This window comes from Paramagnetospirillum magneticum AMB-1, assembly GCF_000009985.1.
GTDB lineage: Bacteria > Pseudomonadota > Alphaproteobacteria > Rhodospirillales > Magnetospirillaceae > Phaeospirillum > Phaeospirillum magneticum.
In genome coordinates this window covers 2,050,801-2,072,741 of sequence record NC_007626.1, presented here as the reverse complement: position 1 = coordinate 2,072,741, position 21,941 = coordinate 2,050,801, and the positions used below count along the sequence as shown (strand labels likewise).

At 64.5% G+C, this 21,941-nt stretch carries 22 protein-coding genes; 6 read left to right on the top strand and 16 right to left on the bottom strand.

The features are described 5' to 3' along the window. Positions 1 to 21: 21 nt before the first annotated feature. The 5 genes from AMB_RS25160 to AMB_RS09695 all read right to left on the bottom strand — a co-directional run bounded on the left by AMB_RS25160 (position 22) and on the right by AMB_RS09695 (position 3,562). On the bottom strand, positions 22 to 612 hold the full coding sequence (locus AMB_RS25160) for a hypothetical protein (protein ID WP_158303958.1): 591 nt from the start codon (positions 610 to 612) through the stop codon (positions 22 to 24). Between the two features lie 102 nt (positions 613 to 714). Further along, positions 715 to 1,862, bottom strand: a protein-coding gene (locus tag AMB_RS09710; RefSeq protein ID WP_407636032.1) for an IS3 family transposase whose coding sequence is annotated in 2 segments (ribosomal slippage) — positions 715 to 1,601 and positions 1,601 to 1,862 — 1,149 coding nt in all. Because the reading frame shifts where the segments join, the coding sequence is not laid out codon by codon here. 241 nt (positions 1,863 to 2,103) lie between these two features. Then, positions 2,104 to 2,448, bottom strand: coding sequence for a zf-TFIIB domain-containing protein (locus AMB_RS24365; protein ID WP_231849034.1), 345 nt, complete (start codon positions 2,446 to 2,448; stop codon positions 2,104 to 2,106). A gap of 75 nt (positions 2,449 to 2,523) precedes the next feature. After that, on the bottom strand, positions 2,524 to 3,099 hold the full coding sequence (locus AMB_RS09700) for a cytochrome b/b6 domain-containing protein (protein WP_011384327.1): 576 nt from the start codon (positions 3,097 to 3,099) through the stop codon (positions 2,524 to 2,526). 13 nt (positions 3,100 to 3,112) lie between these two features. Beyond that, on the bottom strand, positions 3,113 to 3,562 hold the full coding sequence (locus tag AMB_RS09695; RefSeq protein WP_043744063.1) for a hypothetical protein: 450 nt from the start codon (positions 3,560 to 3,562) through the stop codon (positions 3,113 to 3,115). A 244-nt stretch (positions 3,563 to 3,806) separates the two neighbouring features. Between AMB_RS09695 and AMB_RS09690 the strand changes: the two genes are divergently transcribed. The 3 genes from AMB_RS09690 to AMB_RS23380 all read left to right on the top strand — a co-directional run bounded on the left by AMB_RS09690 (position 3,807) and on the right by AMB_RS23380 (position 8,048). Next, complete coding sequence (locus AMB_RS09690; RefSeq protein WP_011384325.1) at positions 3,807 to 4,307, top strand: YchJ family protein; 501 nt, start codon at positions 3,807 to 3,809, stop codon at positions 4,305 to 4,307. A 21-nt stretch (positions 4,308 to 4,328) separates the two neighbouring features. After that, positions 4,329 to 5,078: a YkgJ family cysteine cluster protein gene (locus tag AMB_RS09685; protein ID WP_011384324.1), complete on the top strand. Its 750-nt coding sequence runs from the start codon at positions 4,329 to 4,331 to the stop codon at positions 5,076 to 5,078. Positions 5,079 to 5,159: 81 nt separating this feature from the next. Beyond that, positions 5,160 to 8,048 carry a bifunctional diguanylate cyclase/phosphodiesterase gene (locus AMB_RS23380; protein ID WP_011384323.1) on the top strand — a complete coding sequence of 963 codons (2,889 nt, stop codon included), beginning with the start codon at positions 5,160 to 5,162 and terminating at the stop codon, positions 8,046 to 8,048. Here AMB_RS23380 and AMB_RS25945 read toward each other — a convergent pair. Then, on the bottom strand, positions 8,029 to 9,060 hold the full coding sequence (locus tag AMB_RS25945) for a complex I NDUFA9 subunit family protein (RefSeq protein ID WP_011384322.1): 1,032 nt from the start codon (positions 9,058 to 9,060) through the stop codon (positions 8,029 to 8,031). The two genes, AMB_RS23380 and AMB_RS25945, sit on opposite strands and share 20 nt — an antisense overlap. Positions 9,061 to 9,192: 132 nt before the next feature. On the opposite strand from AMB_RS25945, the gene AMB_RS26165 reads away from it, so the two are divergent. The 3 genes from AMB_RS26165 to AMB_RS09665 are packed head-to-tail and all read left to right on the top strand — an operon-like array spanning position 9,193 to position 11,054. Further along, entirely contained in the window at positions 9,193 to 9,369 is a 177-nt protein-coding gene (locus AMB_RS26165) for a hypothetical protein (protein ID WP_197531987.1), read from the top strand. Between the two features lie 12 nt (positions 9,370 to 9,381). Further along, entirely contained in the window at positions 9,382 to 9,726 is a 345-nt protein-coding gene (locus AMB_RS26160) for a sensor histidine kinase (RefSeq protein WP_043744060.1), read from the top strand. Continuing rightward, on the top strand, positions 9,723 to 11,054 hold the full coding sequence (locus tag AMB_RS09665; RefSeq protein ID WP_011384319.1) for a sigma-54-dependent transcriptional regulator: 1,332 nt from the start codon (positions 9,723 to 9,725) through the stop codon (positions 11,052 to 11,054). The genes AMB_RS26160 and AMB_RS09665 overlap by 4 nt, the downstream gene beginning before the upstream one ends. Positions 11,055 to 11,234: 180 nt before the next feature. Here AMB_RS09665 and AMB_RS09660 read toward each other — a convergent pair whose 3' ends face one another. From AMB_RS09660 to AMB_RS09625, 10 genes are all read right to left on the bottom strand, one after another. Beyond that, positions 11,235 to 11,921, bottom strand: coding sequence for a response regulator (locus tag AMB_RS09660; RefSeq protein ID WP_011384318.1), 687 nt, complete (start codon positions 11,919 to 11,921; stop codon positions 11,235 to 11,237). Further along, on the bottom strand, positions 11,921 to 14,608 hold the full coding sequence (locus AMB_RS09655; protein ID WP_043746451.1) for a sensor histidine kinase: 2,688 nt from the start codon (positions 14,606 to 14,608) through the stop codon (positions 11,921 to 11,923). Before AMB_RS09655 ends, AMB_RS09660 begins: the two co-directional genes overlap by 1 nt. Positions 14,609 to 14,618: 10 nt before the next feature. After that, the gene (gene kdpC / locus AMB_RS09650; protein ID WP_043744056.1) at positions 14,619 to 15,200 is read right to left on the bottom strand and encodes a potassium-transporting ATPase subunit KdpC; all 582 of its coding nucleotides are present in this window, start codon (positions 15,198 to 15,200) and stop codon (positions 14,619 to 14,621) included. Positions 15,201 to 15,213: 13 nt separating this feature from the next. Further along, positions 15,214 to 17,244 carry a potassium-transporting ATPase subunit KdpB gene (gene kdpB, locus AMB_RS09645; protein WP_011384315.1) on the bottom strand — a complete coding sequence of 677 codons (2,031 nt, stop codon included), beginning with the start codon at positions 17,242 to 17,244 and terminating at the stop codon, positions 15,214 to 15,216. A gap of 8 nt (positions 17,245 to 17,252) precedes the next feature. Beyond that, positions 17,253 to 18,923: a potassium-transporting ATPase subunit KdpA gene (gene kdpA / locus AMB_RS09640; protein WP_011384314.1), complete on the bottom strand. Its 1,671-nt coding sequence runs from the start codon at positions 18,921 to 18,923 to the stop codon at positions 17,253 to 17,255. Between the two features lie 11 nt (positions 18,924 to 18,934). Next, a complete protein-coding gene (gene kdpF / locus AMB_RS25655; RefSeq protein ID WP_158303957.1) occupies positions 18,935 to 19,051 on the bottom strand; it encodes a K(+)-transporting ATPase subunit F in 117 nt (38 codons plus the stop codon). After that, entirely contained in the window at positions 19,048 to 19,170 is a 123-nt protein-coding gene (locus AMB_RS26755) for a hypothetical protein (RefSeq protein WP_269446064.1), read from the bottom strand. The genes kdpF and AMB_RS26755 overlap by 4 nt, the downstream gene beginning before the upstream one ends. A gap of 264 nt (positions 19,171 to 19,434) precedes the next feature. Next, entirely contained in the window at positions 19,435 to 19,911 is a 477-nt protein-coding gene (locus tag AMB_RS09635; RefSeq protein ID WP_011384312.1) for a hypothetical protein, read from the bottom strand. Continuing rightward, the gene (locus AMB_RS09630) at positions 19,908 to 20,999 is read right to left on the bottom strand and encodes a hypothetical protein (protein ID WP_011384311.1); all 1,092 of its coding nucleotides are present in this window, start codon (positions 20,997 to 20,999) and stop codon (positions 19,908 to 19,910) included. The genes AMB_RS09635 and AMB_RS09630 overlap by 4 nt, the downstream gene beginning before the upstream one ends. 10 nt (positions 21,000 to 21,009) lie before the next feature. Next, complete coding sequence (locus AMB_RS09625) at positions 21,010 to 21,936, bottom strand: hypothetical protein (RefSeq protein WP_011384310.1); 927 nt, start codon at positions 21,934 to 21,936, stop codon at positions 21,010 to 21,012. Positions 21,937 to 21,941 lie beyond the last annotated feature (5 nt).

Sequence of the window (21,941 nt, the reverse complement as noted above, 5' to 3'; positions counted from 1 at the left end):
CTATCACACACAAAGCACCGGCTACCAAGTAGGTTCTACGCTTACAACACTGACAGAGCCAGGCTCAACCACGATCTCGTCCTCACCGTCACCACCATACAAAATATCCGACACACTCACATCACCAGTTACGACGACATTTGAAGGGACAACACTAGCATAAGCATTAGCCATATCCTTCCGCTTCGCCCACGACAGAGAAACGTCAACAGTTGACGGATTGCCGCCGCGGTAAACCGTGATATGAGAACGGCCATAAGCATAGCTATTAAACAGTCTTTTAGACTCAAAAGACCACGTAAAATACTCAAACCGCTTAAACGCCCTAAACAATCTCAACACAACATCAACACCAACCGCAGAGATCAACTCAGTACTAGACGAGTCCCACGTAAAGAAAAAATCATTTGACTTTTCTTTTAAGTATTCGAGATCCGAAAAGCTAATTTCGTCACCGTAATTACTGATAATAAAGTCAATATCATTAAACCTCTTAAGATTGATGATGGTTGACAATATAGCTTCATTCGCATCACGCACTAATTGATCCAATTGCACCGGAACAGTAGATGCATCAGCATGGCAATTCAAAAATTCCTTAACGTTTTTCATCATCAAACTCCAGACAGAACATTAGTTAAAAACTGTACTCGTCTCGAACCTCAGGGGTACTAATGAGCTACTCCCCATTGGTTGGACAGAATTCGGGGAAGTTTAAGCTACTCTCCGGGCCTGCTGATCGGTTTGGTTGATGGTGTTCCAGTAGACCACGGCGGGGGTCCTTCCGCCATGGGCGGCGTGGGGCCGTTTGTGGTTGTAGAAGGTGATCCAGGGTCCGATCCCGGCCCTTGCTTGCGAGCCGGTTTCCCAGGCATGGAGATAGACGCATTCGTATTTTAGGGACCGCCACAGGCGCTCGATAAAGACGTTGTCGATGCAACGGCCCTTGCCGTCCATGGAGATGCGGGTTCCGGCCCGCTTCAGCCGGTCGATCCAGGCGAAGGATGTAAACTGGCTGCCCTGGTCGGTGTTCATGATCTCCGGCGGGCCGAAGCGCAGGATGGCCTCGTTGAGCACCTCGACGCAGAAGTCGGCCTCGAGCGTGTTGGAGATGCGCCAGGCCAGCACTTTCCGGGTGGCCCAGTCCATGATGGCGATCAGATAAAGGAATCCCCGGCGCATGGGCAGATAGGTGATGTCGGCGCACCAGACCTGATTGGGCCGGTCGATCCGCAGGCCCCGCAGCAGGTAGGGATAGGTCTTGTGGCCCTTGGCGGGCTTGCTGGTGTTGGGCTTCTGGTAGATCGGCATCAGGCCCATGAGCCGCATCAGCCGCCGGACGCGCTTGACGTTGACCGGGTGGCCCTCGTTCTGGAGATGCCAAGCCATCTGACGGACACCATAGAACGGCGTTTCCAGGAATTGGCGGTCGATCAACCGCATCAGCTCCAGGTTTGCCTCCGTCTCGCCCAAGGGCTCGTAATAGAACGATGATCGCGCAATGGACAGCAGGTGGCACTGGGCGCCGATCGACAGCGCCGGGTGTTTGGGCTCGATCATGGTCCGCCTCACTTGCCGGTCCACGGCTTGAGCTTTCGAGACAAAAAATCGTTGGCCACGGCCAGCTCCCCGATCTTGGCGTGCAGGGATCGCACCGTATCCTCGTCCACCTCGGCCTTCTTCTTGGCCCCGCGTTCGAAGATCTCCGCCGCCCCGTCCAGCAGGGACTTCTTCCATTGATGGATCATGGTCGGATGGACGCCATAGGCCGACGCCAATTCCGATACCGTCCGCTCGCCCTTCAGCGCCTCAAGGGCGACACGCGCCTTGAAGGCCGCGTCATGGTTCCTGCGCTTCGACATCTCTGATCTCCTCGTAGTTGGGGATCAGCAAACATCAGATCGTAGCTTCCGTCAGTGTCCAATTTCCGGGGAGTAGCTCACCAGGGCCAGTTCCATGGCCCGCGCCAGCCATGCGGGGTAGTCGCGCAGCGCAATGGCGTGAAGAGCCTGTACGCCCCAACGTCAGCCTTGCCCTTGTCACCTGAACCCGGGGCTATTCAGTTATTGAGATTAACCATGCCAATTTTCTTGCCGGCAACAGTCAGTCGAAGATATCGAGGAGACCACGCATCCCGGTCTTGCGGTGAGGACCATGGTGCCCGCCATGCCCATGTTTTACGTCGTATCCATGCTCACGGTGATGGTCTCCGTCAGCCTGCGGACGCCCCCATTGATCCGCCACCGGACCAGAGGCCGCATGGCCCCAGGCCGATAGAGCGCCTCCAGAGGCGAAGCCTCCCTGCCGGACCGGGGGAACAGAGGCTTCGTTGGACACATACTCCCGCACCGGTTCCAGCAGTTTCTCCAATTCACCGCGATCGAGCCAAACACCGCGGCATTGCGGGCAGATATCGATCTCCACGCCGGAACGCTGGATGTTGCTCATTCCGACGTTGCAGTTGGGGCATACGAGCAGTGGCATGACATAACCCTTTTGTTGAACTTAGGGAGTTGATTAAGGTCAGCGCGGGCCGAACATGCGGCTCAGGCTCCGGTGGCCGGCCATCTGGTGAAGTACGCCGAGCAGCGGATGAACGAGCAGATAGACCCACATCACCGGCGCCAGGGACTCGTGGATCTCCTTCACCACCCGTAACAGCGGCGAAAGCCCTCCGTCCGGCGCCATGCCCATGGACAGGGCCGTTCCGGTGACGGCCATGCCCAACGCCAGCAGCAGTCCCAGTCCCTGTACCGCAGCCGGAAGAGCCCTGGGTTCATCACCACCGGGCAGGCGCCCTCGCAGCGCTTCGCACCCGGTCTCGGCGATATCGCGGCCGAGTTGGCCCAACCGGGCGCCGGAGAACCACGGGAACAGCAGCAGTGCGTCACCCCGGATCAGCGTCCGGCCCACTGCCCACAGCCAGTGGATGGAAACGATTCCCAGGAGTGCGATCCCCACCCATTCGTGGACTTCGTACCATTGATTGGGCACACGTCCCGGCTTGGGATAGATCATCACCAGGCTGGTGATCATCTGCAGCGAGACGCCGAGCGCGATGCTGGCGTGGAGAATCTTGGTCAGGAGATCGTATTTCATGGGAGTCTCCGAATCAGGGGCGAGGCTCGCCGGTTTTGGCATCAAGGACGACGGTCCGGGCGCTGTCGCCGGTCACGATGTCGACGTGATAGCGGTCCTCCAGATAGCGGATGGCGGTGATACGCCCACCTCCTGCATCGGATAGCTTCCGGCTCACCTCCAATGCCGTCATGACGTCGCCCGGGATGGGGGCGGTCAGGCGCTCGACGGGGAAGTCGTCGCGCATCTCGCCAGTCACGGCGTCGAAGCCTGTGGTTATTGCTCCGCCCCGCGGGGTTCGCAGCACCACGCCCCACCATGGAGCCTTATAGGAGATGCCCCGCACGTCAAAGCGCTGGTCGTGCAGTTTCTCCAGAACGGCCTGCAGCGGCATGGCATCGGAGGGTGGGATTTGGGCTACCGCGCCGAATGCCGAAATCACCAGCATTACCCCGGCGGCCGCCAATGTTCCGATGCGCCTCATTCGCTGCAGCCTCCACAGTCGGTGACAGGGCGGTTTGCCGCTTTCGTCGGCACCACTCCCCCATAGGCTAGCGCACGTCACCTGAACGGACCCCGACTCGGCGGTTCATGTTGGGTTCAGGTTCAGTGGCGTAACGTGGGGCGAAGCACTCACCCCGGCCCGGATCCGACGCAAATCCGCGTGATTCATGCCGAGCGGGGCATTCCCCCATCACCCCCGGATGAACCAGCAGACGGAGACATCCTTGACCGCAGACTCACTCTCGGCCTGCCCCTGCGGTTCCGGCCTGGCGTTCGACGCCTGTTGCGGACCGATTGTCGACGGCGCCCCCGCCCCCACAGCCGAAGCGCTGATGCGGGCCCGCTACAGCGCCTTCGTGACCCGCCGGATCGGCGACTTCCTCCTGGAGACCCTGGCCCCCGAGAAGCGGGGCGAGTTCAATCTCCGCGAGGTCGAGCTTTCGGCGCGCGACGCCAGGGGGATGGGATTTGACGTCCGGGCCGTCGATGGGGGCGGAATCGATGATGATCGCGGCTCGGTCGAATATGTCGCCCGGTTCAAGATTCGGGATCAGGTTCAGATTCATCACGAGATCGCGACCTTCCGGCGCGAAGACGAGCGTTGGCTCTATGTCGACGGCCGGATCAATCCCAAGGCCGAACCCCGCCAAGTCTCCAAGGTGGGACGCAACGATCCTTGCCCTTGTGGCTCGGGGCTCAAATTCAAGAAGTGCTGCGGCGGTTGAGGTTGGAAGGGGAGGAATGCGATGCGGCACTTCCGTTGCACCGCCTGTGGGAAGTGTTGCGTCGGCTGGCTGCCGCTGACTCTCAAGGATGCCCTGCTCCATGCCGGCCGGTTTCCCCTCGCCGTGGTCTGGACGCCGGTTCGCCAGGCCGCCAAGGACTTTGCCGCCACCGAAAGGCTGGGCTTTACTTTCCGCACTCCCGACAAGAAGACGGTGGCGGTCAGGGTCTGCCCCACCGCCTACATCCCCCCCACCATGGCCTGTCCGGCGCTCACCGCTGATAATCTGTGCGCCATCCATGGGGCCAAGCCCCTGCGGTGCAAGACCATGCCGTTCTTTCCCTACCGGGACGAGGGGCATCAGGCGGACCTGCTGGTTCCCCGTCCCGGTTGGGACTGCGACGTCTCGCCATCGGCGCCTTCCGTCTATGACGGCAAGACCATTGTCGACCGAACCGATTTCGATGCCGAACGGGCCGAATTGTTGGCTCAGGCCCCCCTGATCAGGCCCTATGCCCAACGGCTCATGGAGACGGCTCCCGCCATGGCAAGCGGCCTCGCCAAGGCCCTCCTCAAGCCGGGCGGGGGGCATGTCGCCGTAAGCTTTGCCTCGCTCCTGCGGCATTTGCCGAACGAGGATCGGAGCCGAATCGCCGCCCGGCAGATCGGGGCCCTGACGGAGGCATCCCACAGGCTCGGGACAGAATCCAGCTGGGCCGAATATCGCCGGAATTATCAGGACTGGGCCTGGGAAATGGAGCGGCTGACCTGACGCCCAGACCGAAAGGTGTAGGCCATTATCTGATTTTAGTTATACTTCGGTTGATCTAATGACATTTGTCAAAAGATGCTAATGAACCGCCACGTTGAACGGCGCCAGATGATCCACGCCATGTCGGCAGTATTTCAGAATCTCGACCTCAAGACCAAGATCGTTGCGGCCTGCGTCGGCCTGTTCGTGGCTGCCATCTGGCTGCTCGCCCATGACGTGGCGGAGGAGGTGCGCGACGACGTGAAGGCCGTGGTTGCGGCCGAGCAGACCGCCCTGGTCGAGCACATCACCGACAGTCTCGAGGAAGAGAGCAAGCTCCGCATCAACACTCTTAAGGATGTCGCATCGCTGATCTCCCCGGAAATGATGGGGGACCGCGAACGCCTGGGGGCGAAGCTGGCCGAGTTCAAGCATATCGGCCGCCTGTTCAATCTGGGGCTGTCGGTGGTTTCCCGCCAGGGAATCGGCTTCGTCGACTTTCCCGCCCTGAAAGGCCGGGCCGGATCGGATTTCTCGGGTGAAGACTATTTCCCGGCGATCATGGCCGGCGAAGAGGTCGCCATCGGTCGCCCGCGGCTGGGGCGGTTCAGCAACCGCCCGGTCGTTCTGCTGGCCGTCCCGATCCGGGGGGCAGCCAACGAAGTCATCGGCGTCCTGGTGGGGGCCAACTCCGTCTCGGACAGTGACTTCTTCACCGAGATCATCCCCCGGCAAAGCCGCCTGGACGGGGAATTCCATATCGTTTCCCCCCGTGACCGCCTTTATGTCGCCTCCACCCGGAAGGACCGGATCCTCCAGCCCCTTCCGGCATCGGGCGTCAACCACATGCTCGACCGCTATGTGGAAGGTTACGAGGGGTCGGGGCTTTCCATCAATTCCGAGGGCATGGAAGTCCTTAGCTCCTCTAGGCGGATCGAGAGCACGGGATGGGCCGTCATCGCCACCATCCCGACATCCGTCGCTTTCGCCCCCATCCGTCGCCTGGAATTCGAGATCTACCAGGATGCCGCGCTGGCATCGGTCATCATCGCCGTGCTGCTGTGGCTGTTCGTCCGGCGCCAGTTGCGGCCGCTGGAACATGCAGCCGGAATGCTCAACGCCATGGCCACGGGCAGCCGCCCCCTCAGTCCCCTGCCGGTCGAGGGCGGACCGGAAATCCGCCAGATGCTGGACAGCTTCAACAAGTTCCATGAGCGCATCAAGGCCCAGAAGCAATCTCTTCGGGACAATGCCGAGCAGCTCCAACTGGCGGCGTCGGTGTTCGATGGCACCAGCGAGGCCATCGCCATCACCGATGCGGAGGGGCTGATCGTCAGCGTCAACAAGCCCTTCTGCCGCCTGACCGGCTACGAACTCGAGGAACTGGTTGGCCGGAATCCGAACATCTTGAAATCCGGCCGCCACGATTCCGACTTCTATGCCGAGATGTGGCGGTCGATCACCGCCACGGGAAACTGGTCGGGCGAGGTGTGGAACCGCCGCAAGAACGGGGAGGTCTATCCCGAACGCCTGACCATCTCGACCATTTACGATGCCAAGGGCCAGATTCAGCGCCGGGTCGCCATCGCCTCGGACATCACGGAGCAGAAGAAGGCCGAGGAGATCATCTGGCACCAGGCCAACCACGACCTGCTGACCGGCCTGCCCAATCGCCGCCGCTTCCTTGACCTGCTGCGCAAGGATCTGGCACGCGCCGACAGTCTTCCGGACATGGTGGTGGGCGTCCTCCTGATCGATCTCGACCGCTTCAAGGAGGTCAACGACACCCTGGGACACGCCATCGGCGACCAGTTGCTGCTGGAGGTGGCGCGCCGGATCAGGTCCTGCCTGTCGGAAAAGGACGTCATCGGCCATCTGGGAGCCGACGAGTTCATCGTCTCTATGATCGACGACCTGAGCACCACCCGTCTGGAGGCCGCCGTCGCGGCGATCCGCATGGTCATCGCCGAACCCTTCCGTTCGGGCAGCGACACCCTCCATCTGACCGCCAGCATCGGCATCACCGCCTATCCCACCGATGGCGGCGATATGGAGGAATTGCTGCGCAACGTCGATCAGGCGGTGCGCGAAGCCAAGAATGGCGGGCGCGACCGTTCGTGCTGCTTCACCGAATCCATGCGGGAAGCGGGGCAGACCAGACTGCAGTTGGCCAATGATCTCCGGGAGGCCCTTTCCGAAGGGCAATTCGAGGTCTACTACCAGCCCATCATCGACATGCCGTCGCGAGCCATCGTCAAGGCTGAGGCTTTGCTGCGCTGGCGCCATCCGGAGCGCGGATTCGTCAGCCCCACAATCTTCATTCCCATCGCCGAGGAAACCGGCCTGATCTGCGATATCGGCAATTGGGTGTTCCGCCAGGCGGCCGCCACGGCCAGGCGGCTGTGTGATAGCTGCCGCTATGTCGTTGGCGGCATCTGCCGCAAGGACGACATCGCCGGCCCGTCGACACCCTGCCGTTTCCAGATCGCCGTCAACAAGTCGCCCCGCCAGTTCTTCTCGGGCTTCAGCCACCTGGAGTGGGCGGAACATCTGCGGGAGCTGAACATCTCGCCCCAATGCATCTCCATCGAGGTCACCGAGGGCCTGCTGCTGGGCCAACATGCGGAAGTGATGGAGCGCCTGACCAAGTTCCGCGCCGCCGGCATGCAGATCGCCCTGGACGATTTCGGCACCGGCTATTCCGCCATGTCCTATCTGAAGCGCTTCGACATCGACTACATCAAGATCGACCAGTCCTTCGTCCGAGACATGACCGTCGATTCCAGCGATCGCGCTATCGCCGAAGCCATTATCGCCATGGCCCACCGGCTGGGCATGAAAGTGGTGGCGGAAGGAATCGAGACCGAGGAGCAATACGCCCTGCTGGCGGCGGCCGGCTGCGATTTCGGCCAGGGCTATCTCTTCGCCAAACCCATGCCGGTAGACCAGTTCGAAGCCCTGGTCGGTGATCTTACCGACGAAAAGTGCTGAAAATTGTCCTCAGACACAATGTTGTTGAGCGCCTGAACGACGTAGCGCGAACGATCGGCGAAGTGGCACGCCCGAAGAGGCGGCGGCCGCCGTCTACATGCTGTGCCTGCCGGAATCTGATTACATCTCTGGCGAGGGATTGGTTGCCGGGGGTGGCCTCGCAGGCTGGATGCATGGCCAGCGCCTCGGGCAAATGACGCGGTGCCCGTCCCAGGATGGCGGTGAAGGGCTTTGGATCGGCGGTATTGCCCACCTTCAGCATGGCGACGATATCGCGGCTGATGGGGCCACTCATCAGCCGTTCGCCCACTGACGCAATCACACCAAGGAGGGCTTCGGGCACCGGTAGAAAGCTCCGGGACGGCAGCCCCAACCAAACGCGCAAGGCCATGGTCAGCTCGTCGGTGGTCATGGCGGCTGGCCCGACCACGTCGAGCGAGCCCGGCAGATGCTCCTTCGTCTCCACCAACCGCACCACCAGTTCGGCCAAGTCGTCCACATGAACCGGCTGTACTCTCCAGGTACCGGGACCAATGTGCGGCGGCCAGGGGAGAGCGGCCAGGGCGGTCAATACGGCCGTGCTGGCACCGCCTCGACCGATCACCACTGAGGGCCGCAGCACACTGCACTCCAGCCCGGAAGCGGCTTTCAGCACATCCTCGCCGAGGCCCTTGGTCTGCTGGTACAGGGTTCCGCCATGGGAGGACGCCCCCAACGCCGACAGATGGATCAGCCGAGACACCCCGGCAGCCAGACAGGCCCGCACCAGCCGTTCGGTTCCTTGCGCGTGGACGGCCGCCATGGTGTTAGAGCCACGGCCCCGGACCAGACCGGCGGCATTGACCACCACGTCATGGCCGGTGAGGTGGGCCGCCAGGACGGCCTCGCCGTCTCGGACCAGATCGATGCCGCTCCGCCCCAGGGCCGTCACCCGGTGACCGGCGGCGGCGAGAGCGGCGGCATAATAATGGCCGATGAAGCCGATGCCGCCGATGATCAGGACCCGCGTCATGATGCGGGCTCCTGGCTTTCCGGCAAGACCGGGGCGGGATTGGAACGGCCGATGGACCGCCATACCGCCCGCCCCATGACCAGCAGGGCGAAGATGATGCCGCCGCACGCGAAAAAGACTGACCGCTGAAGAATGGCCCCGGCGGAACCGGATGCGGCCACATTATCCAAAAGGCCCGGCGTCGACACCAAGGGCGAGGTCAAGACCCAACTGGCGCGCATGGAGGCCCTGGTCCGCGATCTGCTCGACTACGCCAAGCCCTGGCGGATCGAGAAAGCCGAGATCGATCTTGCCGCCGCCATCGCCTAAGCCGACGGCGCGGTGGAGCGTGAACTCCCGCCGGGGCTGACCCTGACCGCCGATCCCCTCCGCCTGCGCCAAGCCCTGGTCAACCTGCTGGACAATGCCAGGGCGGCTGGCGGGCGGGTGCTGGTGGTTGCCGAACGCGAGCCCGATAGTGTCATGGTCCACGTCTGCGACGATGGTCCCGGCATTCCCGACGACATCCGTGCCTCGCTGTTCCAGCCCTTCATCTCGCGCAGCCCCGGCGGCACCGGCCTGGGGTTGGCCATCGTCGCCAAGGTGATGGCGGCCCATAATGGTTCGGTGCTCTTGAGCGAACGTCCCAGTTGGTCCACCTGTTTCAGCTTGAGGTTCCCGGCATGAGCAAGCTCCTCCTGGTCGATGACGAGCCCGCCTTTCTTCGCCTCGCTGCCGCTTGGCTGGAAAAGCAGGGGCACAGTGTGGAGACCGCCGCCGATGGCGCCCGAGCCCGTGAAGCCTTTCTCCGCGAGCGCCCCGATCTGGTGCTGCTCGATCTGGTGATGCCGCCCGAGCGCACGCCGGAAGCGGGACTGGCGCGGATACCGGACTTCGCCGCCGTACCGGTGGTGGTGCTGACCGCCCATGCCGATCATGACCTGGCGTTGCGGGCGGTGGCGGCGGGGGCCTGGGATTTCCTGGCCAAGCCGGTGGAACCAGACCTGCTGCGTTTCGTGGTCGAGCTGGCCTTGCTCAAGCGCGGCCTGGAGCAGGAAGTGGCGTCCTTGCGCGCCGCCCAGCCGACCGAGGACGGCATCTTCGGTTCCAGTCCGGTCATCCTGCGCCTCAAGGAGATGATCCGCCGTATCGCTCCCGCCGACCTGCCGGTGATGGTGCTGGGACCCAGCGGCACCGGCAAGGAACTGGTGGCCCATGCCCTTCATGCCGCCAGTCCGCGCCGCTCTGGTCCCTTCGTCGCCGTTCATTGCGGTGCCATTCCGGCGGAACTGCTGGAAAGCGAGTTGTTCGGCCACCTGAAGGACAGCTTCACCGGCGCCCATCAGGATCGCCAGGGGCTGGTAGCGGCGGCTCATGGCGGCACCCTGTTCCCCGATGAGGTGGGCGAGATGCCACCATCCATGCAGGTCAAGCTGCTGCGCTTCCTGCAGGAAGACACCTATAGCCCGGTGGGCGGACGCCAGCCCCTGACCGCCGATGTGCGGGTGGTCTCGGCCACCCACCGTGATATCGAGGCCATGGCGGTCGAGGGCTCGTTCCGCGAAGACTTCTATTACCGTCTCAAGGGCCTGATCCTGCGCAGCCCGCCGCTGGCCGAACGCCGCGAGGACATTGCCCCCTTGGCCGCCCGCTTCCTGGCCGATGCCGCCAAGCGCCGACGGCTGCATCTGACGGCGGAAGCCCTGGCGTGGTTGGCCGAGCAGGACTGGCCGGGCAATGTCCGTGAACTCAAGGCGGTAGTGACCTCCGCCGCCGCCCTGGCCGAAGGAAGCGTCCTCACGCTGGCTGATCTCGCCTTCGCCCGCAGCGGCGATCCCGCCACCCTCCCCCAGGCCGCGCCCGCCACCCTGGCCGAGACCGTGGCCGATCTCGAGCGCCGTCTGATCATCACGGCGCTTGCCGCCACCGGCAACAACCACAGCGCCGCCGCCTGCCGCCTCGGCCTGTCGCGGGTAGGGTTGCTGAAGATGATGACGCGGCTGGGGTTGCGGTAACTTCGTCCAAAACCATCCCCTAACCATCTGATTTCATTGAGGCGGAAGACGCCGTGTCGCAACGTCTCCAACCGCAACAAATTTTGACCACCCCATTGAAATCAATACACAATCAAGCACAATCCCACGCCTCCACGGTCTGTACCGTTCACTAAATCGGACGGCTCCAGTTAACAGCCGTCAGGGCTGCGGGTCCGAACGGAGCCGATAGCCCACCCCCGGATCGGTGACGATCAGCCTGGGCCGGGCGGGATCGTCCTCCAGCTTCTGGCGCAACTGGTTGACATAGACCCGCAGGTAGGCGGTGTCGTCCACATGGGCCGGCCCCCAGACCCCCTTGAGGATGTGCTTGTGGGTCAGAACATGGTCGGGATGGCGGGCGAAGAAAGCCAGCAGGTCCCATTCCTTGCGCGACAGATGGATTTCAGAACCGGCCTTGCGGACCACCAGACGGTCGAGATCGATCTTAAGCGAGCCGCTCTCCACCACCTGCCCGCCCTCCTTGGGAAGGTGGGGACGCAGCACGGCGCGCACGCGGGCCATCAGTTCGGCGACGCCGAACGGCTTGGTCACATAGTCGTTGGCACCGCGGTCCAGGGCCTCGACCTTGTCCAACTCCTGGGCGCGCACCGACAGCACAATGATGGGAATATCGCAATCCTGGCGTACGGCGGAGATGATCTCCTGCCCATCCATGTCGGGCAGGCCGAGGTCGAGGATCAGCAGATCGGGGCAAGCGGCGCGGAAGGCCTGGAGACCGGCAGCGCCGGATTCCGCTTCGGCGACCTCGTAGCCGTTGGCGGCCAGCGAAATGCGCAGGAACTTGCGGATTTGCGGTTCGTCGTCGACGACCAAGATACGGCTCATCACGCCTCCTCGCCGGCCACGTCCGGGGACGGCGGCAACGGCAGACGGATGATGATGGCGGTCCCCGATCCATGCAAGCCCGCTTCGGCACGGATGGTGCCGCCATGGGCCTCGACGATGCCGCGGCAGATGGCCAGCCCCAGGCCGGTTCCCGCCGGCTGACTGTCAGTCAGGCCGACCCGGTAGAACATGTCGAACACCTTCTCGCGGTCGGCCTCGGGGATGCCCGGCCCCTGGTCGGCCACTTCGATGGAGATATGGTCGGCGGCCCTCCTGGCCCAGACCTTGATGCCGGTGCCGGGGGGCGAATACTTGCAGGCGTTATCCAGCAGGTTGAAGAACACTTGGCCCAGAAGCACCGCATCGACACAAAGCAAAGGCATGTCGGGATCGATGTCCACCTTGACGGCGTGGGAACGGGTCAGGCGGGCCGCCCGCTCCACCGCGCCACCGACGATGTCGGACAGGTCGGCCCAGTCGATGCGGGGCTTGAGCGTGCCGCTGCCCAGCCGGGTCATGTCCAGCAGGTTCTGGACGAAGCGGTTAAGGCGCTCGGCCTCGTCCTGGACGGTCTGGGCCAGATCGCGGCGATCGGCCGGGCCCAGGATGTCGTCATAGCTGATCAGGCTGCTGGCCGCCCCCATGATGGAGACCAGCGGCGTCCTGAGGTCGTGGGAAAGCGACGACAGCAGGGCCGAGCGCAAACGCTCGCGCTCGGTCGCCACCCGCGCCGCCTCAATGTCGGAAACCAGGGTGGTGCGCTCGATAGCCACCGCCGCTTGGTCGGCCAGGGTTTCCAGCAGGCGCATTTGAGCCGGGCTGGGCAGGTCGGCGTCCTCGCTCATCTGTACCCCCAGCACGCCCACGGCGCTGCGCCCGGTGCGCAACGGCAGGAACAGCCATAGGGCGGCGGGAAGGGTCGCCGAACCACGCCCCGCCGGCTTGCCGTGGCTCCAGGCCCACTCGGCGGCGGCGGCCGACTTATCGTCCAGATGGTCCTCGGGCGGATAGCCGGCCATCACCGAAAGCCGACCCTCGACCGGCATCAGCACCAGCGAACGGCCCCGGATGGTGTCGGCCACGTGGTGGACCACCGCCCACAGCACGTCGTCCTGGGTCGCCGCCCCCGTCACCTTGCGGCCGAATTCGTAGAGGTTGACGGTGCGCCGAGCACTTTCGCGGCTGGCCTGGACCTGGGCCCGCAATCGGCTCGCCATGCCCGAAACGATGAAGGCGGCGATCAGGAAGAAGGCCAGGGTTAGCAGGTTCTGCACGTCCGAGACGGCGAAGGTGAAGCGCGGCTCGGTGAAAAAGAAGTTGAAGGCGAGAAAGCTCGCCACCGAGGCCAGGATGCCGGGCCGAAGCCCGATCCACATGGCCACCACCATCACAGCCAGCAGGTAGGCCACCGAAATGCTGGCCACCGACAACCACAAATCGATGGCGAATCCCAGTCCAGTGGCCGCCCCCGCCGCCGCCAGGGCAAGGGCGAGTCCCGGCCAGTCTTGGGGTTCGGGCTGGACCGCCGTCGGTTTCGGCACCTTGCGGGCATCCTCGGAATCGTCACCGACCACCAGGACGTTGAACGCGCCGCCCCGCTCGACCAACCGGTCGGTGACAGTGGCGGCGAAGTGGTCGAGCAGCCGCAGCCGCCGGGGGCGTCCGACCACGATCTGGGTGGCGTTGCGCTCGGCGGCGCAGGCCAGGACGACGGCCACCACGTCGTCGCCCTGCAGGTGGGCCGTCTCGCCACCCAGTTGGGCGGCAAGCCGCATGGCGGCGGCGACGCGGTCCTTGTCGGCCTCAGGCAGAGTCAGGGTGTGCGAGGTCTCCACCGTCACCGCCACCCAGGCGGCGCCCCGGCGGTCGGCAGCCCGCTTGGCGACGCGCACCAGCCGGTCGGAATCCGCCCGCTCGTCGATGCAGACCATGATGCGCTCGCGCGCCGGCCAAGGACCGGCGATGGCGTTGGAGCGCATGTAATCGACCATCTGGGCGTCCACCCGCTCGGCGGCATGGCGCAGCGCCATCTCGCGCAGCGCCGTCAGGTTGCCGGGCGAGAAGAAGTGGCCGACGGCGCGGCGCGCCTGCTCGGGGACGTAGACCTTGCCCTCGTTCAACCGCTTGATCAGGTCGGCGGGCGGCAAGTCGATCAGCTCGATCTCGTCGGCCCCAGCCAGCACGCCGTCGGGCAGTGTTTCGCGCACCTTAACGCCGGAAATCCGCTCGACCACGTCGTTCAGGCTTTCCAGGTGCTGGATGTTCAAAGTGGCGTAGACGTTGATGCCGGCGGCCAACACCTCCTCCACGTCCTGCCAGCGCTTGAGGTGGCGCGAGCCCGGAACGTTGGCGTGGGCCAGTTCGTCCACCAGGGCGATGGCGGGGCGCCGGCTGATCAGCGCGTCCAGGTCCATCTCACGGAACTCGCGCCCCCGGTACTCGACCAGACGGGCCGGCAACACGTCGAGGCCCTTGACCAGGGCCTCGGTCTCCTTGCGGCCATGGGTCTCGACCACGCCCGCCACCACGTCGACGCCATCCTTCAGGCGTTCGTGGGCGGCACACAGCATGGCATAGGTCTTCCCCACGCCGGGGGCGGCGCCGAGGAAGATCTTCAAGCGCCCCCGCCCCTCCCGCCGGGCCTGGGCGAGAAGGGCGTCGGGCGAGGGGCGTTGCGGCTCGCTCATGCCGATCACTTCACTTCATGGGCCAGCGCTCGTCCAGGGCCATGTTCAGTTTCAGCACATTGATGCGGGGCTCTCCCAGGATTCCGGCCTCGCGGTCTTCGGTGAAGCGCGAGACCAGGGCACGGACCTCCTCCTGGGGGGCGCGGCGGGCATTGGCCACCCTTTTCACCTGCCAGGCCGCCGCCGCCGGAGTGATGTGGGGGTCGAGCCCCGAAGCCGAGGCGGTCAGCAGGTCGGCCGGCACCGGATCTGCCTGTCCGGGATGTGCATCCAGCAGCGCCGCCTTGCGCTCGGCCACCGAATCGGCCAAGGCCTTGGCACTGGGGGCGAGGTTGCTGGCCCCGGAATTGGCGGCGTCGTAAGGCTGCTTCGGGGTGGCCGAAGGCCGTCCCCAGAAATAGCCCGCCGAGGTGAAGCTCTGGCCGATCAGCGCTGAGCCGACTACCTTGCCGTCCTTCTCGATCAGGCTTCCCTGCGCCTGCCAGGGGAAGGCAAGATGGGCCAGGGCGGTGACCGCGCCGGGATAGGCGAAGCCGGTGATGGCGGTCAACACCGCCAGCAGGGCAAGGGAGGAACGCAGGTCTTTCCACATGGATTTCACTCCGTCAGGCGAGGCCTAAGGCGGCCACCGCCATGTCGATCAGCTTGATCCCGGCAAAGGGGGCCAAGAGGCCGCCCAGGCCATAGACAGCCAAGTTGCGCTTCAACAGCGTCCCGGCGTCGGCGGGACGGTACTGAACGCCCCTGAGCGCCAGGGGAATCAGGGTAACGATGATCAAGGCGTTGAAGATGATGGCCGACAGGATGGCGCTTTGCGGACTGGCCAGTCCCATGACATTCAGCGCCTGAAGCTGGGGATAGGAGACCAGGAACAGCGCCGGGATAATGGCGAAGTACTTGGCCACGTCGTTGGCGATGGAAAAGGTGGTGAGCGCTCCCCGGCTCATCAGCAGTTGCTTGCCGATCATGACGATCTCGATCAGCTTAGTGGGATCGCTTTCCAGATCGACCATGTTGCCGGCCTCGCGCGCCGCCTGGGTACCGGTGTTCATGGCCACGCCCACATCGGCCTGGGCCAAGGCGGGAGCGTCGTTGGAGCCGTCGCCGCACATGGCCACCAGACGCCCGCCCCGCTGGTAGTCGCGGATCAGCTCCAGCTTGCGCTCGGGCGTCGCCTCGGCCAGAAAGTCGTCCACTCCGGCCTCGGCGGCGATGGCCGCCGCGGTCAGCGGATTGTCGCCGGTGATCATCACCGTGCGGATGCCCATGGCGCGGAGCGTGGCGAAACGTTCGCGGATGCCCGGCTTGACGATGTCCTTCAAATGGATGACGCCGAGCGCCCGGCCGTTCCTGGCCACCACCAGGGGCGTGCCGCCGGCCTTGGCCACCTTCTCTACCACAGGCATCAGTTCGCGCGGGGCGGCGTCGGCCACATGGCGGAGAATGGCGTCGGAGGCCCCCTTGCGGATGCTGTCTCCCCCCGCGTCCACCCCGCTCATGCGGGTCTGGGCCGAGAAGGGCACGAACTTCATGGCGGCGACGGGATCATTGAAGCCGAAGCGCATCCGGGCCAGGGCGACGATGGACTTGCCCTCGGGGGTGTCGTCGGCCAGCGAGGACAGGAAGGCAGCTTCGGCCAGGTCGCGCTCGGAAGTACCGGCAAGCGGCAGGAACTCGGACGCTTGCCGCGCCCCCAGGGTGATGGTGCCGGTCTTGTCCAGCAGCAGCACGTCGATGTCGCCCGCAGCCTCGACGGCACGGCCCGACTTGGCGATGACGTTGAACTTTACCAGCCGGTCCATGCCGGCGATGCCAATGGCCGACAGCAGGCCGCCGATGGTGGTGGGAATGAGCGTGATGAACAGGGCGATCAGGAACACCATGGGAATCGCCGTCCCCGACCACGAGGCCCAGGCCGGTAGGCTGGCCACCACCACCAGGAAGATCAGCGTCATACCCACCAGCAGAATGGAAAGGGCGATCTCGTTGGGGGTCTTCTGCCGCTTGGCGCCCTCGACCAGAGCGATCATGCGGTCCAGGAAGGTTTCGCCCGGATTGGCGGTGATACGCACCATGATGCGGTCGGATACCACGCGGGTGCCGCCCGTCACCGCCGAGCGATCGCCACCCGATTCCCGAATCACCGGGGCGGATTCGCCGGTGATGGCGCTTTCGTCCACGGTGGCGATGCCGGCTTCGACATCGCCGTCGCCGGGAATGACGTCGCCCGCCTCGCACAGGACCAGATCGCCGGCCCTCAGGCTGGCAGCGGGGACGGTGGCCGGGCTAGTCCCGGCGAGGTCGGCCACCCTACGGGCCACCGCCTCGGACTTGCTCCGCCGCAGGCTGGCCGCCTGGGCCTTACCGCGCCCCTCGGCGATGGCCTCGGCGAAATTGGCGAATAGCACGGTAAACCACAGCCAGACGCAGATTTGGACGGTAATCCCCGCCGAGGCTCCGACGGCGATGTCGCGCAGCGTCAGCACGGTGGCGGCCAGCGAAACCAGAGCGGTGGTGAACATGATGGGGTTGCGCACCAGCCGGCGCGGGTCCAGCTTGACCAGGGCCCCCCTGGCCGCCTGGGCCAGGATGGGGCCGTCGAACAGTGACAGCGCTTGCGGACGATGGATGCTCATGAGGGCCTCTAGAACAGGATACCGGCGCTAAGCGCCAGATGCTCGACCACCGGGCCGAGGACGAGGACGGGGAAGTAGGTCAGCCCGCCCACCACCAGGACGATGCCGACCAGCAGGACGACAAACAGCCACCCATGGGTGGGAAAGGTGCCGGCCGAGGCGGGCACCGCCATCTTGGCGGCCAGTGCGCCGGCAATGGCCAGCACCGGGATCATGACGACGAAGCGCCCGATCATCATGGCAGCGGCCATGGTGGCGTTGTAGAAGATCGTGTTGCCCGACAGCCCGCCGAAGGCCGAGCCGTTGTTGTTGCCGGCCGAGGCGAAGGCGTAGAGCACTTCCGACAGCCCGTGGGGCCCGGCGGCGGCGATGCCCGCCTGGCCCATGGGCAGGGTGATGGCCAACCCGCCGATCCCCAGCACTGCCACCGGCGTCGCCAGGATGGCGATCACCGCCAGCTTGATCTCGCGGGCTTCGATCTTCTTGCCCAGGTATTCCGGGGTCCGCCCGACCATCAATCCGGCGATGAAGACGGTGAGCAGGGCGAACACCACCATGCCGTAGAGGCCTGAACCGACGCCGCCCACAACCACCTCGCCCAGCAGCATGTTCACCATGGGGATCATACCGGCCAGCGGCAGCAGCGAATCGTGCATGGCGTTGACCGCGCCGCACGAGGTGACGGTTGTGACGACGGCAAACAGCATCGAGGCGGCAACGCCCAACCGCACCTCCTTGCCTTCCATGTTGGCAATGCCGCCCAGCACCGGATTGCCCTGGGCCTCGGCCCACCAGGCGGCCCCCAGCCCGGCCAGGAACAGCGCCGCCATGGCGCCCAGCAGCGCCCAGCCCTGGCGCCGGTCGCCGGCCATGCGGCCGAAGGTGTTGGTCAGCGCCGCGCCGATGGCGAAGATCGCCAGCATGTGGATCAGATTCACCAAGGCGTTGGGGTTCTCGTAGGGATGCGCGGCGTTGGCGTTGAAGAAGCCGCCGCCATTGGTGCCCAGGTGCTTGATCATCATCTGGCTGGCCACCGGCCCCTGGGCGATGACCTGGGAAACGCCTTCCAGGGTGGTAACGGTCACCGGGGCGTCGAAGTTCTGCGGCACGCCTTGGCCCACCAGCACCAGGGCGCCCACCAGGCAAAGAGGCAGCAGCAGACCGAGGGTGACCCGGGTGATGTCCACGTAGAAATTACCCACAGTGCGGGTGGAGTGGCGAGCGAAGCCGCGCATCAGCGCCACCGCCACCGCGATACCCGCCGCCGCTGACAGGAAGTTGTGGACGGTCAGCCCGGCCATCTGGGTGAGATGGCTCATAGTGCTCTCGCCACCGTAATTCTGCCAGTTGGTGTTGGTGGCGAAGCTGATGGCGGTATTGAAAGCTAGGTCCGGCGGCACCGCCCCCTGGCCGGCGGGATTGAGCGGCAGCATTCCCTGGAAGCGCTGGAGGGCGTAGAGGCCGAAGACTGCCAGCAAATGGAAGATCAGCAGCGACACGGCATAGGCCGCCCAGCCCTGCTCCCGGGTGGGGTCGATGCCGAGCAGGCGGTAGAAGCCGTCCTCAACCCGCCCCACGGGCGCCTGGAACAGCCAAGTCATGAAACGGCCCAGGATCGGCGTCAACGCCAAAACCAGGGCGAGAAACAGCAGGAACTGGAGAACGCCGTGCGCATCCATGGCCGAAAATCCTAGAACTTGTCGGGACGAGTCAGCACATAGGCCAGGTAGCCGGCCAGGCCGAACACCATGACGACACCGATAAGATAGCCTAGAAGGTCGTTGCCGTGCATGGATGCCTCCGTCACATGCGCTCGCAGGCCCGCACCAGCAGGTGCAGCACCCCGAACATGGACAGATTGGCGGCGATGAACAGGAACTCGACCATGACCGGTCTCCGGAGCGAGGGAGGGATTGACTGATCCAACCATCGCGCCGAAGGCCATCAAAATTCGAGACGGAGTTCTGGGAAAGACGTTTATGAAACGCTTATGTGCGGCAAGCGCTTCAGGGGGCTGAGGCGGGTCAGGAGCCAAATCACTCTGAGCTACTCCCCGGAAATCGGACACTGGTGGAAGCTACGAACTTATGTTTGCTGATCCCCAACGACGAGGAGATCAGAGATGTCGAAGCGCAGGAATCAGGGCGAGACGGAGAAGAACCTAGCCCTGATGCGGCGGGTTACCGACGGTCAATCAGCTCCGCTGAATGCGGCGATGTGCGCGCTCATGCGGTCGGCATCGCGCTCCAGATGGTCCTGGGTGTTGAGGGGCTGCCCGCCCACCGAGGCGTTCGCCGTCACCTGTCCCATGGCCTGCTGAGCCATGTGCCACAATTCATGTCCACGGTCACGGTCGCTGCTGATCAGGGCGTGGCTGCCCTGGGCGTAGGACCTGGCCCCGACGGCGGTCAGCCGGGGATCGTCGCCCGAGACCCGCTGGATGCTGGCTCCCATGGCATGCAGATTCACCTGGCCGCCGGACAGATGGTGGATGGCGGCATTCTCCCGCGCCGAGATGCCATTGCGGTCGGCGCGGCGCTGCAGCGGACTGGACGCGTAGTGCAGGCGCGGCGAGAAGGGAACCGCCAGAGCGGGGGCTGGAGACGCGGAGGCCTGGAGCTGCGCTTCGGCGGAACGATCGGGGCCGGGGGCGTGTTTCAGGGTCATAGATCGAGGTTCCCCGCCTCGGCGTCTCCAGAGCCGCCGAGGCTCTTCAACAGCAGGAACACGGCGCCGGCTCCCAGGACGGTGATCAGGGCCAGAAGGATCTTCATGGCGGTGCTCATCCCTCCCCCGCCATTCGGTTGAGCCTGGCCTCCGATGCCACGGAAGGCATCCAGTTGAGCCTGGCCGAAATTGGCGCCATAGGTCAGGCCGCTGCCGACGACCTGATTGCCGCCATTGTCCCAGGTGCTGGTATCGATGTCGGCCAGGGCGGTGGCGGCGATTGCGGCATTGTCGGCCATGTTGCCGTGCCGATGGCCCCACCCATGGCCATGAGGATCATTTCGAAAGGTATTGTTGCCCGCGCCGATCTGGACGCCACTGTAGAGATTCGGGGCCTGATCCGGGGCGCCATTGAACTCTCGGGTGGTATTGGCCCGGTCCTTGCCGTGGGAATAGATCACCTTGCGGATGGCCTTGCCCCCCAGCCCCGACCCATTGGCCTGGGTGACATTGGCCGAGCAGATGAAGGCGCCGTCGGGACTGCCGGTGGCCGGCTGCTCCTGAACCGCCTGGACGTCATAGGTGACCTCCGCCCCCTGGTCGATCCAGTGCTTGATCGGCAGTTCCACCTCGTCCTTGTGTTCGCCGTTGGCGTTGCCGGTGAGGGGGAACAGGTTGCTGAAATTGGCCGTCCCGCCCAGATCGTGGTTGAGCAGATGTCCGCGAACCCAGTTGGTGGTTCCGGTTCCCGGGGTGGGATGGTCCTTCAAAGCCCGGAACAGGGGGTCAAAGGCGGTCGAGCTGTTGGTGTCGCTCCCCTGGGGCGGGGGATTGGCGGGGTCCAGTTCGGCATGCATCCGCGACCCCACCTGCGCGGTCACGCTGTCGGCCAGCGCCGGGCTCCATCTGTAGGTAAAATTCTGCAACGGACCATACTGGATGGTAGTGACCCGTTGTATGGGCGCCGCGCCATAGCGGTAGCCGCCAAAGCCCCGCGTCAGGCCAAGGGCCGGGGCGGCGGGAACCGGCCACGCCGGCCCGGGGGCGGTGCGGGAGGGGCAGAGGGGCGAGGCGAAAGCCGAAACCATGTGGTGACGCCTAGAAGTATTTCTTAAACTGCGGGACGCTGAAGTTATAGTCGTAATCAAGTCCGGCAATGCTCTTGCCCTTGCCCATGCTCCAATTATCGTAATTGATGCGACCAAGATCCTTTGGCTTGGTGATATAGACGTTGTTGACGCCGGAGCTTCCGCTGTCATGCTCCCAAGCGGGGTCCTTGCTCAGAGAGCCATAGGCGTCGCGCATGACCGTATTTCCCTTGCCGTGAAGCACCCCGGAATATTTCTCGACGTCCATGTCGTTCTTGTTCTCGAAGGTCCGCACCGTCGAGGCCTTGTTGGTGCCGTGGGAGACGATCACCTTGCGGATTTTTTCTCCCGACAGCCCGCTGGCGAGCGGATCCTTGGTCACTTCCGCCTCGCAGACGAAGGCGCCGTCGGGATTGCCCACGCCGACATCGGATTGGACCGCATCGACGTCATAGGTGACCGAGCAGCCCTCGCCGACCCAGTGTTTGACGTTCTTCTCCACCTCCTGATAGTGCTCGCCATTGGCGGCCGTGGTGATGGGGAACAGATTGTTGTAGATGGCCCGGCCACCCAGGTCGTGATTGAGCAGATGGCCCCGCACCCAGGTGGTCGAGGTATGCGCCTGCAGGGCCTGGAACAGGGTGTCGAAAGCATCGGAGCCGCCGGTATCGGTTCCCACGGCCGGATCAAGCGGGTCCAGCTCGGCATGCATGCTGGTGGCGACCTCGCCGCTGGCCCGCTCCGCCTTGGTCTTGTTGCCCCAGGCAAAGGTGAAGTCCTGCAGCTTGCCGTACTGGATCACCGTCTTGCGCTGAATCGGCGCGGCGTCATAGCGGTAATCGCCGAAGGCAACCGCGCCGACGCCGGTCTCACTCGTTGCGGTCCGGCGTTGCAGTGGAGCCTGGGGGAGCGCGTGGACGGCGGGGGCAATAGGCATGGCGA

Bases quoted from the DNA above. Each gene is read 5' to 3' on its own strand.
- AMB_RS09625 (WP_011384310.1), bottom strand. From the start codon at position 21,936: ATGCCTATTGCCCCCGCCGTCCACGCGCTCCCCCAGGCTCCACTGCAA.
- AMB_RS09685 (WP_011384324.1), top strand. From the start codon at position 4,329: ATGCGGCACTTCCGTTGCACCGCCTGTGGGAAGTGTTGCGTCGGCTGG.
- AMB_RS09655 (WP_043746451.1), bottom strand. From the start codon at position 14,608: ATGAGCGAGCCGCAACGCCCCTCGCCCGACGCCCTTCTCGCCCAGGCC.
- AMB_RS09635 (WP_011384312.1), bottom strand. From the start codon at position 19,911: ATGACCCTGAAACACGCCCCCGGCCCCGATCGTTCCGCCGAAGCGCAG.
- AMB_RS09700 (WP_011384327.1), bottom strand. From the start codon at position 3,099: ATGAAATACGATCTCCTGACCAAGATTCTCCACGCCAGCATCGCGCTC.
- kdpA (WP_011384314.1), bottom strand. From the start codon at position 18,923: ATGGATGCGCACGGCGTTCTCCAGTTCCTGCTGTTTCTCGCCCTGGTT.
- kdpC (WP_043744056.1), bottom strand. From the start codon at position 15,200: ATGTGGAAAGACCTGCGTTCCTCCCTTGCCCTGCTGGCGGTGTTGACC.
- AMB_RS26165 (WP_197531987.1), top strand. From the start codon at position 9,193: ATGGCCCCGGCGGAACCGGATGCGGCCACATTATCCAAAAGGCCCGGC.
- AMB_RS09665 (WP_011384319.1), top strand. From the start codon at position 9,723: ATGAGCAAGCTCCTCCTGGTCGATGACGAGCCCGCCTTTCTTCGCCTC.
- AMB_RS24365 (WP_231849034.1), bottom strand. From the start codon at position 2,448: ATGAGCAACATCCAGCGTTCCGGCGTGGAGATCGATATCTGCCCGCAA.
- AMB_RS09630 (WP_011384311.1), bottom strand. From the start codon at position 20,999: ATGGTTTCGGCTTTCGCCTCGCCCCTCTGCCCCTCCCGCACCGCCCCC.
- AMB_RS09695 (WP_043744063.1), bottom strand. From the start codon at position 3,562: ATGAGGCGCATCGGAACATTGGCGGCCGCCGGGGTAATGCTGGTGATT.
- AMB_RS25945 (WP_011384322.1), bottom strand. From the start codon at position 9,060: ATGACGCGGGTCCTGATCATCGGCGGCATCGGCTTCATCGGCCATTAT.
- kdpB (WP_011384315.1), bottom strand. From the start codon at position 17,244: ATGAGCATCCATCGTCCGCAAGCGCTGTCACTGTTCGACGGCCCCATC.
- AMB_RS23380 (WP_011384323.1), top strand. From the start codon at position 5,160: ATGAACCGCCACGTTGAACGGCGCCAGATGATCCACGCCATGTCGGCA.
- AMB_RS09660 (WP_011384318.1), bottom strand. From the start codon at position 11,921: ATGAGCCGTATCTTGGTCGTCGACGACGAACCGCAAATCCGCAAGTTC.
- AMB_RS25160 (WP_158303958.1), bottom strand. From the start codon at position 612: ATGAAAAACGTTAAGGAATTTTTGAATTGCCATGCTGATGCATCTACT.